Genomic DNA, 10,818 nt, shown 5'->3' with positions numbered 1-10,818 from the left:
GGGTGGGCGTGTGCCTGGAGCGGACGCACCGTTTGCCGGTGGCCCTGCTGGGCGTGCTGAAGGCGGGCGCGGCGTATGTGCCGCTGGATCCCCACTTCCCGCGTGAGCGGCTGGCGCTGATGGCGGAGGACGCGGGGTTGCGGCTCACGCTCACCGAACAGGGCTGTGAAGCGCGCCTGGGCGCGGAGGCGGGCACCCTGTGGCGCCTGGACGCACCGGAGCCGGACGGCCAGGACTCAGGCGATGGAGCCGGGCCGGGCCCGCTGGGACTGGACGAGGCGTACGTCCTCTACACGTCGGGCTCCACCGGCCGGCCCAAGGGCGTGAGCGTGCACCACGCGGCCCTGGAGAACTTCCTCGCCTCCATGGAGGAGGCCCCGGGGCTGTCCGGCGACGACGTGCTGGCGGCCGTCACCACGCTGTCCTTCGACATCGCGGGGCTGGAGCTGTACCTGCCGCTCCGGGTGGGCGCGCGCATCGAACTGTGCACGCGGGACGAGGCCCAGGACGCGTCGCGACTCGCGGAGCGGCTGGAGCGCTCGGGCGCGACGGTGATGCAGGCCACTCCGACGGCGTGGCGCATGCTGCTGGAGGCGGGCTGGACGAACGCGCGGCGAATGACGGCGCTGTGCGGCGGCGAACCCCTTCCGACCGATCTCGCCGCGCGGCTCGTCGCCACGGGCGGGGCACTGTGGAACCTCTACGGCCCCACGGAGACCACGGTCTGGTCCACGGTGGAGCGCGTGCGGCCCGGGGAGGCGCGGCTGACGGTGGGGCGCCCCGTCCTCAACACGCCGGTGTACGTGCTGGACGCGCGCATGGAGCCGGTGCCTCCGGGCGTGTGCGGCGAGCTCTACATCGGGGGCGTGGGCGTGGCGCGGGGCTACGTGGGACGCGCCGCGCTCACGGCCGAGCGCTTCGTGCCGGATCCCTTCAGCACCATGCCGGGCGCGCGGCTGTATGCGACGGGCGACGTGGGGTGCCTGCGCGCCGACGGGAGGCTGGAGGTGCGCGGGCGCGAGGACGCGCAGGTGAAGGTGCGAGGACACCGCATCGAACTGGGCGAGGTGGAGGCCGCGCTCCGGAGTGTTCCCGAAGTGCGGGACGCGGCGGTCGCGGTGCGCGAGGCGGCGGCAGGCACGGCGCGGCTGGTGGGGTACGTGGTGGCCCGGTCCGGTGCGCGGTTGTCGCCGGAGGGACTGCGCCAGGCGTTGGAGTCCCGGCTGCCGGCGTACATGGTTCCGTCCGCGTTCGTGGTGCTGGAGGCGCTGCCGACGACGCTCAACGGCAAGGTGGACCGCAAGGCGCTCCCGGAGCCGCCGGTGGAGCACTCGACGGGGAGGGCACCGTCGGGTCCCCGGGAGCAGTGGGTGGCGCGCGTGTTCGCGGAGGTGCTCGCCCGCACGTCGGTGAGCGCGGACGACAGTTTCTTCGCGCTGGGGGGAGATTCCGTCGCGGCCATGCGGCTCGTGTCCCGGCTGCGGCGGGAGGGCTTCGCGTCCTCGCCGAAGCAGCTCTTCGAGCACCCCACGGTGGCGGGATTCGCCGAGCAGTTGGTGCCGTTGGAGTCGGAGCCCGCCGTGGCGCTTGCGTCCGGGGACGCCGTGCCCCTCACCTCCATGCAACGGGGCATGCTCTTCCGGGCGTTGTTCTCGCCTGCGTCGCGCGACTACTTCGAACAGGTGGGCGGCATGCTGCCCGCGGACCTGGACGTGGTCGCGTTCCAGGAGGCGTGGAAGGCCGCGCTGGAGCGACACGCGGCGCTGCGCACGGTGTTCGTACTGGACGGCGCCGGACCGCCAGCGCAGCGGATCCTCGAACGCTTCGAAGCCGACGCCTCGCCGCCGTGGACGGTGGTCGAAGGCGTGGGCGGGGCCGCGGTGTCCGACGCCGACTGGCTGCGCTTCCTGGAGGCGGACCTCCAGCGGGGCTTCCCGTTGACGCAGGGGCCGCTGCTCCGGCTGGCGATGTCCCGGACGCCCTCGGGCCTCTGGCGATTCGCGCTGTCCTTCCACCACGCCATCCTGGATGGCTGGAGCCTGGGCCTGCTGCTCGCGGAGGTCGCGGAGCACCATGACGCCGTGCTCGCCGGGAGGACGCCCGTGTTCGCGGCGCCGCCGGACTTCCGCCACTTCGTGCACCACGAAGGGGCGCAGGACCTTGGCCCGGCGCGGGCGCTGTGGACGGAGGCGCTCCGGGGCTTCGACTCGCCCACGCCGCTGCCCCATGGGGAGCGGGACCTCCCCGCGCGGTCCGGGGAGCCTCATTACGCCCGCCAAGCGGTGGAGGTGGACGGCCGCGAGACGGAACGCCTCCAGGGCTTCTGCGCGCGCCACGGGTTGACGTTGAGCACGCTCGTCCAGGCCGCCTGGGGGCTCGTGCTCGCGCGGCACGCGGGGACGGCGGAGGCCGTGTTCGGTTCGCTGGTGTCGGGCCGCTCCGCGCCAGTGGAGCGCGTCACGGAGCTGGTGGGCCTGCTCGTCAACACGCTGCCGGTCCGCGTCCGCCTGACATCCGGGCAGCCCGTGCTGACGTGGCTGCGCGAGCTGCAACGCCAGCAGGCGGAGCTGCGCGAGCACGAACTCGTGCCACTGGAGCAGGTCCAGCGCTGGAGCGAGGTGGGCGCCGGGCGGCTCCTCTTCGAGAGCGTGCTCGTGGTGGATCCCTGGCCCCTTCGTGGCGGTGAGCGGGGCGTCTTCGCTGGCGGGGTCGAGGAACTGGGCCCGCCGCGCACGGGGTTCCCGCTGCACCTGGCCATCTATCCCGGCGCGTCGCTGGGGCTCGCGCTCACCTACGACACGAACCGCCATGGCGAGGAGGCCGTGGCGCGGCTCGCGAGCAGCCTGCGCACGGTCCTCTCGGCGATGGTCGCGGGCCCTGAGCTGCCCGTGGGCCGGCTGTCATTGCTGGGGGCGGAGGAGCGACAGGAACTCCTGCGCGCGTGGAATCCGACGACGCACGTCTTCGAGCACCCGTGCCCGCTGCACGTGCCGTTCGAACAGCAGGCCGCGCGCACGCCGTCGGTCATCGCCCTGGAGATGGAGGGGCGGTCGCTGACGTACGCGGAGCTCGACACGCGGGCGAACCTCCTGGCGCATCGGCTGCGCGCACAAGGCGTGGGACCGGAGGCGCTGGTGGGCGTTTTCCTGGAGCGCTCGCTCGACATGGTGGTGGGCCTGTACGGCATCCTCAAGGCGGGCGGGGCCTACCTGCCGCTGGAGCCGGCGCTGCCGCCGGAGCGCCTGCGCCAGATGGTGGAGGACGCGCGTCCCCAGGTGACGCTCACGAGCCGGGCCCTTTCGGAGCGGCTGCCCGAAGGCGCGGGCCTCGCGTGCGTGCTCGACGACGACGCGTGGGTCGCCGGGCTGGAGCCCTCCGCCGCGACGCGGCCTCCGCCGGACGGAGCGGGGCTGGATCATCCCGCGTACTGCATCTTCACCTCGGGCTCGACGGGCAGGCCCAAGGGCGCGCTCGTCACCCATCGCGGCATCCACAACCGCATCGCCTGGATGCAGGACGCCTACGGGCTGGGGCCCGGGGATCGGGTGCTCCAGAAGACGCCCTTCAGCTTCGACGTGTCCGTCTGGGAGTTCTTCTGGCCGCTCGCGGTGGGGGCGCGGCTGGTGGTGGCTCGCCCTGGCGGTCACCAGGATCCCGCCTACCTCGTGCGGACGCTGGCCGCCGAGCGCATCACCACGGTGCACTTCGTTCCGTCCATGCTCCAGTTCTTCCTGGAGGCACCGGAGCTGGAATCGCTGGAGGCCCTGACGCGCGTCTTCTGCAGCGGCGAGGCGCTCCCGGGTGTCCTCCAGCGCCGCGCGTTCGAACGGCTGCCCCGCGCCGCGCTCCACAACCTCTACGGCCCCACCGAGGCGTCCGTGGACGTGTCCCATTGGACGTGCCGGCCCGGAGACGCGCGGCCCACCGTGCCCATCGGGTTCCCGGTCTTCAACACGCGGATGCACGTGCTGGACGCGGACCTCAACCTGCTGCCCACCGGCGCGCTGGGAGAGCTGTACCTCGGCGGTGTGCAACTGGGGCGCGGCTACCTGAACCGGCCCGCCTTGACGGCCGAGCGCTTCATCCCCGACCCCTGCGCGGTGGAGCCGGGCGCGCGGCTGTACCGCACCGGTGACCTGGCGCGGCGGCTGGAGGACGGCTCGCTGGAATACGTGGGCCGGGTGGACAGCCAGGTGAAGGTGCGCGGCTTCCGCATCGAGCTGGGGGAAATCGAGGCGGTGCTCCTGGGCCTGCCCGAAGTGGCCGAGGCCGCGGTGGTGGTGCGCCAGGCTCCGGGTGGGGAGGCGTTGCTCGCCGCCTACGTCGCGCCCCGGGGGGGAGTGGCCCGCCCGGACTGGTCCGACACCCTGCGCGTGGCGCTCGCGCGCGTGCTCCCCGAGTACATGGTGCCGGGCCGCTTCGCGGTGCTGGAGCGGCTGCCCCTTACGTCCAGCGGCAAGGTGGATCGCCGCGCGCTGCCGGCCCTGTCCGACATGGCGCGCGACGCGGGCCGGGCTTTCGTCGCGCCCCGGACCGCGCGCGAGGCGGTGCTGGTGGAGCTGTTCGAGCGCGTGCTCGGCGTGACGGGCGTGGGGGCGACGAGCGACTTCTTCCAGCTCGGGGGCCACTCCATGCTCGTGCTGCGGTTGCTGGCGCGGATGGAGGCGGCCTTCGGGGTGCGGCTACCGCTCGCCGCGCTGTTCCAGACGAGCACGGTGGAGGGGCTCGCTCGCGCCGTGGAGACGGCCGGGGGGGAGCAGGGCGTGCTGGTGCCCCTGGGCGGCGAAGGGGATGCGCCCCCGCTGTTCCTCGTCCACCCGGTGGGCGGCAACGTCCTGTGCTACCGCGCGCTGGGCGAAAGGCTCACGGGCCGGCGGCTCTACGCCTTCCAGTCCCAGGGCGTCACTGGCGCCGCGCCGGACACGACGGTAGAGGCGATGGCCGCGCGGTACGTGCGCGAGCTGCGTCGGGTGCGACCGTCCGGCCCGTACCACCTCTTCGGCTGGTCCATGGGCGGCGTCATCGCCTTCGAGATGGCCCGCCAGCTCGATGCGGCGGGGCAGGTTGTTGCCGAGGTGTGCCTGCTGGACTCGACGCTGGAAGGTTTCGAGGAGCCGCTCGGGCCCGGGGACGACGCGGCGCTCCTGGGCGCCTTCGCGGTGGATCTGGGGTTGTCCGAGGGGGCCGTGGAGTCGCTCGCGCCGGGCGCGAGCCTGCCGGAGCTGCTGCGGGCCGCGCGGGATGGCGGCGTGCTGCCCGAGGACGCGCCGCTGGAAACGCTGGAGCGCCTGTACGCGGTGTTCCGCGCCAATCTGGAAGCCCTGCACGCCTACCGCCCCGGGCCGTACGCGGGGGCACTGACCTTGCTGGCCGGAGCCGGGGGCGGCATCCGGGAGGCCTCCTCGCTTGACTGGGGCTGGGCCCGCGTCGCGCAGGGTGGCGTGCGGACGCTGCTTGTCCCCGGCGACCACTACCAACTCTTGAAGCCGTCCCATGTGCGGGCGGTGGGCAACGCCCTTCAGTCGCTGCTCGAAGGCGACCTGACGCCCACCGCGCACGCTCCCACCCACGAAAGGAACCCAGGGCCATGAACTTCTACCCGAAGCACCTCTTCCCCTTCACGCAGGAGCTGGAAGCGAACTACCCGGCCATTCGCGCGGAGGCGGAGCGGCAGATCGAAGCCCGGTTCAAGCCGTACGCCTATTCGGACGTGTACACGGCCGGGTGGACCACGTTGGACCTGCTGTACCACGACAACCGGTTGGACGTTCGCAACCGCCCGCGCTTCACCGTGTCCGACTGCACGGATCCGCTCCAGCTCTTCACCGTGCTGCTGGGCGATCCGACCTCGTTCGAATCAGGCCTGCTCCAGGCCCGCCTGGGCGAGGAGACGATGCGCGAGCTGTCCACGTACACCTCGCCGCACGACTGCACGCCCTCGATGATCGACCGGCTGGTGGGCGGCATGAACGCGGTGGTGGCGGACGCCGGATTCTTCGTGGAGCACCAGCACCAGCTCACCCTGGACGAGCGTGCACCCCGCTCGCGCGAGCGGCTGGCGAAGCTGCTGGTCGAAGGCCGGCTCGTGCAGCGGGACGGTCGGTACGCGCTGGGACGGATGGAGGACGACGAAGCCCGGGACGCGCTGCGCTGGCTTCACGTCGCGGTGCTGGAGGAGGTCGTCTATCCCAGCTTCCTGAAGAAGGGCGGCGTCACCGAGTTCCGCGACGTGACGGACGCGTGCCCGGTGACGACGTCCATCGTGAAGAAGATCCCAGGCCTGCGCAGCGTGTGGTTCTCCTGCCTCGCGCCCGGCTCTCACATCATCGCCCACACGGGCAACGACGCCACGATGCTGCGCTGCCACCTGGGCCTCATCGTCCCGGGCGACGCGGTGATGGCCGTGGGGTCGCACCGCGTGTCGCCCAACGACTTCAAGGACGTGGATCGCTTCCTGCCGCTCCTGGCCGCGGGCAACGACAGCCTGCCCGCGCGGCTGTTGCGTGAGGCGCTGCCGGAGGCGGAGCTGCGCGCGCTCGGAGGCTTCTCCTCGCTCACGCGGACGGAGGATCGGGAAGGGGCCTGGAAGCTGTTGTGGGCGGTGGCGGAGGCCCTCAACACGCGCATCGAACAGCCGGGCTTCTGCCTGCCGTACCGGGACGCGACGCCGCGCCCCGCCTCGCCGGTGTTCGACGAAACCTTCGCCCGGCTCCAGGCGCAGGGTGTGCTCACGGCGAACGGAGAGGCCTCTCCCGCCGCGCTGGCGTCGGAGTCCGGCCGCGAGGAGCTGTACTACCTCAACACGCTCTTCTTCATCGAGCGCGCGTTCCCGGAGGTCCTCGCCAAGTCGCCGCGCGTGCGGCGGGAGTTCATCTCCTGGGAGGAGGGGCGCTGCTTCGTCTTCGACGACACCCAGTACCACGAGGTGTGGCAGCGCTCGGATCGCAACCGGGTCATCTTGAACGTCGACGTGGACCGCGAAACCTACGCCTGAGGGCTCGTGCTGCGCGGTCCCCGGCCCGTGGGGACGGAGACCGCGCGCACGCTGGAAGGAAACCAACTTGAAGCGGGCGGTGAGGTTCGGAGGAGGGTGGCTGGCGGGGCTCTGGCTCGCGCTGGCGGTGCCGGCCCAGGCGGCGGAGGGCCCGCGTGTGCCCGCCGTCTTCCGGGCTGCGCGCACGCAGGTCGCCGTGGCGGTGGACGGGGTGCTGGACGAACCCGCGTGGGCCGCGGCGCCGGTGTACTCGGACTTCGTGCAGAGCTTCCCCACGCCGGGAGCCGAGCCCGGGGAGCGCACCGAGGTGCGCATCCTCCACGACGAGCGCAACCTCTACGTGGGCATCACCGCCTTTGATCGCCAGCCCGCACTCATCCGCCGGAGCCTGGGCCGGCGCGACGCCATCCCGCCCTCGGACATGGTGACGGTGATGGTGGACACCCTGAGGGACCGGGCCACCGCCTACCTCTTCTCCATCAACGCGGGCGGTACGCTGGAGGATGCGCGGCTCACCGAGGACACCACCGAGGCGAAGGACTGGGACGCCGTCTGGGAGGGCGAGGCCACCGTCACGCAGGAGGGGTGGACCGCGGAGCTGAGAGTGCCCCTGTCCGTCCTGCGCTTCCCGGAGGCGCTGGTGCAGACGTGGGGCTTCCACGTCCGCCGGCAGATGGCCCGGACGCACGAACAGGTGGACTCCACCGTCATCCCGCGCGAGGCCAACGCGCTCGTGTCGCGCTTCGCGGACTTCCAGGGGTTGGAGGGCGTGCACCACCAGCGGGGGCTGATGTTGACGCCCTACGTGGCCAGCCGGCTCACCGCGAGCCGCACCGAGGTACCGCTGGGCGGGGTGTCGTCGGTGGAGCCCTCCGCGGACGTGGGGCTGGACTTCCAGGCTGCGCTCGCCAGCGACCTGTCGCTCACGGGCACGTTCAACCCGGACTTCGGCCAGGTGGAGGCGGACGAGCTGTTGGTGAACCTGAGCACCTCGGAGGTGTTCTTCCCGGAGAAGCGCCCCTTCTTCCTGGAGGGGCTGGAGCTGTTCCAGCCGGTGGGCGCGCAGGCGGGGCGCTCCGCGCAGACGCTCTTCTATTCGCGGCGCGTGGGCCTGGATCAGCCGCTGTTGGGCGCGGTGAAGCTGGTGGGCACCGTGAGTGACGGCGTGCAGGTGGGGCTCTTGAACGCCGTCTCCCTGGGCGCCCCGGCGTTGGGGAACGCACCGGCGCGGGGCTACCGCTTCCAGTGGGCACGTCCGCTGCACTTCGCCTCGCAGGCCACACTGCCGCGCGTGGTGCCGCCGCCCATGAACTCGCTTGCGGGCGTGTTGCGCGCGGAGGTGGCTCAAGGCCAGCAGTTGGGCCTGATGGTGACCGCGGCGAGCCCGCTGTCCTCGAAGTGCCAGGGAACGCCGTTGCCGGATGATCCACCGTGTGTCGTGCGCGGGGGACAGGCCGCGGCGGCGGACTTCCGGCTGCGCACGGCGGACGGGGTCTTCGCCGTGTCCGGACAGGTGGACGCGTCGCGGGTGACGGGCGGTGGACCCGAGGGGCTGCTCTTGCGCGACGGGACGCTGCTGCGTCCGGGGGACCTGGGCTTCGGGGCCTACCTGCGCGGCGGGAAGCTGGGCGGCGAGCCGTGGCGCACCACGCTGACGTACGAGTACGAGTCGCCGACGCTGGACCTGAACGCGTCCGGCTTCCAACCGCTCCAGAACCAGCAGAAGGTGTCGGCCCACGTGCAGTACGGACGGGGTTCGCGGTGGGGCATCTTCCCGGAGCTGTGGCTGGGCGTGCGGGTGCAGGGGGGCTGGTCCACGGATGCGAGGGGGCTGCCCCTGTCGCGCGGGCTGGACCTGACGTTGGAGGGCGTGCTGCCGGACTTCAGCACGCTGTTCTGTGACGCGGGCGTGGAGACGGATCGCCGCGACCTGCGGGAGATTCCGGGGCGGGGGCTGGCGTACGAGCTGCCGGATTTCGGCTACCTCACCTGCGGGCTGGAGACGGATCCGCTGCGACCGCTGGCCTTGAAGCTGGAGGGCTACGTGGACCGCACGACCCGGAACGGCCCTTCGCCGGGACGGGTGGGCAAGGCCCTGAGCGCGGGCGTGTCGTGGCGTCCCATGCCCCGGCTCCAGACGGACGTGGACGTGTCGTACGAGGCCACGCAGGACGGTCCCCGGTGGACGGGGGAGACGGAGGATGGACGGCTGCTCTTCGCGGAGCTGGTGCCGCGCTTCCTCACGCTGACTTTCAAGCAGCTCGTGGTCGTCACGCCCCGGCTCACCTTGCAGGCGCGGGTGCAGTTGCTCACGGGCCTTGGCCCGTACGGTCCCTTCTACGCGGCGCGAATCCCCGAGGACGGGACGGTGCGGCTGCGCGACCTCCAGCCAGTGACGGACGTGGAGGACCCCAGCTTCCACACGGCGGCGCTCAACGTGAACGTGGTGGCGCGGTGGGAGTACCACGTGGGCTCCACGCTCTATTTCATCTACTCGCGAGCGCAGGAGGAGCCGCTGCTGGAAGGGGCGGACGCGGGCCGAAGGTCGCTCGGGCCGCAAGGGCTGGGGCTGGGACCGCGCTCGGACACGGTGCTGCTGAAGGCGAGCTACGCGTGGTGAGCGCTCGCCGTCTGTCAGGAGTCCGGGCGCACCGGCGGGGCCTTGGGTCATGCGCGGGCACGGTGCCGCTGAAGGCGGGCCGCGCATGGTGAGCGCAGGCCGTGGGCCCGGAGACCTGGCGGTGCGTGCGGGCCGGGGAGCCGGAGTCATCGCCGTGCTGGTGACGGTGCTGGGGGCGGCGTGGGTGGCGCGCAGTCCGGTGGAGCCGCTCCCGGCGGGAGCCGCGCCCGAAGTGTTCTCGGAGGCGCGAGCGCTGCCGCTGGTGCGAGCGCTGGCGGAGGAGCCGCGCCCGTTGGGCTCACCCGCGGCGCAGCGGGCGGTGACGCTGCTGGTGGAGCGGCTGCGTGCGCTGCCGGGCGTGGAGGTGGTGGTGCAGGACGCGGAGGCCAGCGTGGTGGACGAGGGGAGTCTCATCCTCTTCCGCGCGGTGAACGTGCTGGCGCGGCTGCCCGGCGAGAGCGTGGACGCGGTGCTGGTGTCCGCGCACTACGACAGTCCGGAGGAGAGTCCGGGAGCGGGAGACAACGCCCTGGCGGTGGCCGCGTCGGTGGAGATGCTGCGCGCGCTGAGCGCGGGGCCGCGTCCGCGCCACACGGTGCTGCTCAACCTCAACGGCGGCGAGGAGGACGGCCGCCTGGGCGCGGCGGGTTTCTTGCGCCATCCGTGGGCGCGGGACGTGAAGGCGTTCATCAACCTGGAGGGCGTGGGCGTCGGAGGCCGGCTGGTCCTCTTCCGCGCGAGCCCCGGCGCGCAGGGGTTGCTGGAGGCGTACGCGGACGCGGTGCCCTCCCCGAGCGCGTCCGTGCTGGGCCAGGACGTGATGGCGAGTGGCGCGGCGCCCTTCTACACGGACTTCGAGCAGTACGTGGGGGGCGGCATTCCGGGGCTCGACCTGGCGTTGGTGGAGGGCGGCTACGCGTACCACACGTCGTTGGATCGGCCGGAGGCCGTGCCGCCGGGGACGCTCCAGCATGTCGGCGACACGGTGCTGGCGTTGGTGCGCCGGCTCGCGGCGGGACCCCTGCCGCCCCAGGCGTCCGGAGCGGGGACCGTGACCTTCTTCGATGTGCTCGGGGTGGGGACGGTCGTGTATCCGCCCCGGATCGCGGTGGGACTGGCGGTGGGCGCGGTGCTCCTGTTCCTGGGGGCGTGCGAGGCCTCCCGGCGTCGCGGCCTGCTGTCCATGAGAGGGCTGGGACGCGGC

General features: G+C 72.7%; 4 protein-coding genes. All 4 read left to right on the top strand.

The genetic code is table 11. The annotated features are described in order from the left end of the window. The first annotated feature begins 2 nt into the window (after nt 1-2). Complete coding sequence (locus tag D7V88_RS33435; RefSeq protein ID WP_120544672.1) at nt 3-5,591, top strand: non-ribosomal peptide synthetase; 5,589 nt, start codon at nt 3-5, stop codon at nt 5,589-5,591. Continuing rightward, nucleotides 5,588-6,994: an aspartyl/asparaginyl beta-hydroxylase domain-containing protein gene (locus D7V88_RS43945; protein ID WP_208726624.1), complete on the top strand. Its 1,407-nt coding sequence runs from the start codon at nt 5,588-5,590 to the stop codon at nt 6,992-6,994. Before D7V88_RS33435 ends, D7V88_RS43945 begins: the two co-directional genes overlap by 4 nt. Nucleotides 6,995-7,061: 67 nt before the next feature. Beyond that, nucleotides 7,062-9,614: a carbohydrate binding family 9 domain-containing protein gene (locus D7V88_RS33420; protein WP_120544671.1), complete on the top strand. Its 2,553-nt coding sequence runs from the start codon at nt 7,062-7,064 to the stop codon at nt 9,612-9,614. Between the two features lie 85 nt (nt 9,615-9,699). Continuing rightward, on the top strand, nt 9,700-10,818 hold a 1,119-nt coding region (locus D7V88_RS33415), incomplete at its 3' end, for a M28 family peptidase (RefSeq protein ID WP_120544670.1).

Origin of the sequence: Corallococcus terminator (assembly GCF_003611635.1) — a bacterium.
In the GTDB taxonomy this organism is placed as follows: Bacteria; Myxococcota; Myxococcia; order Myxococcales; family Myxococcaceae; genus Corallococcus; species Corallococcus terminator.
Note: the sequence above shows the minus strand (reverse complement) of the source record. Positions and strands in the feature narration are given on the sequence as shown.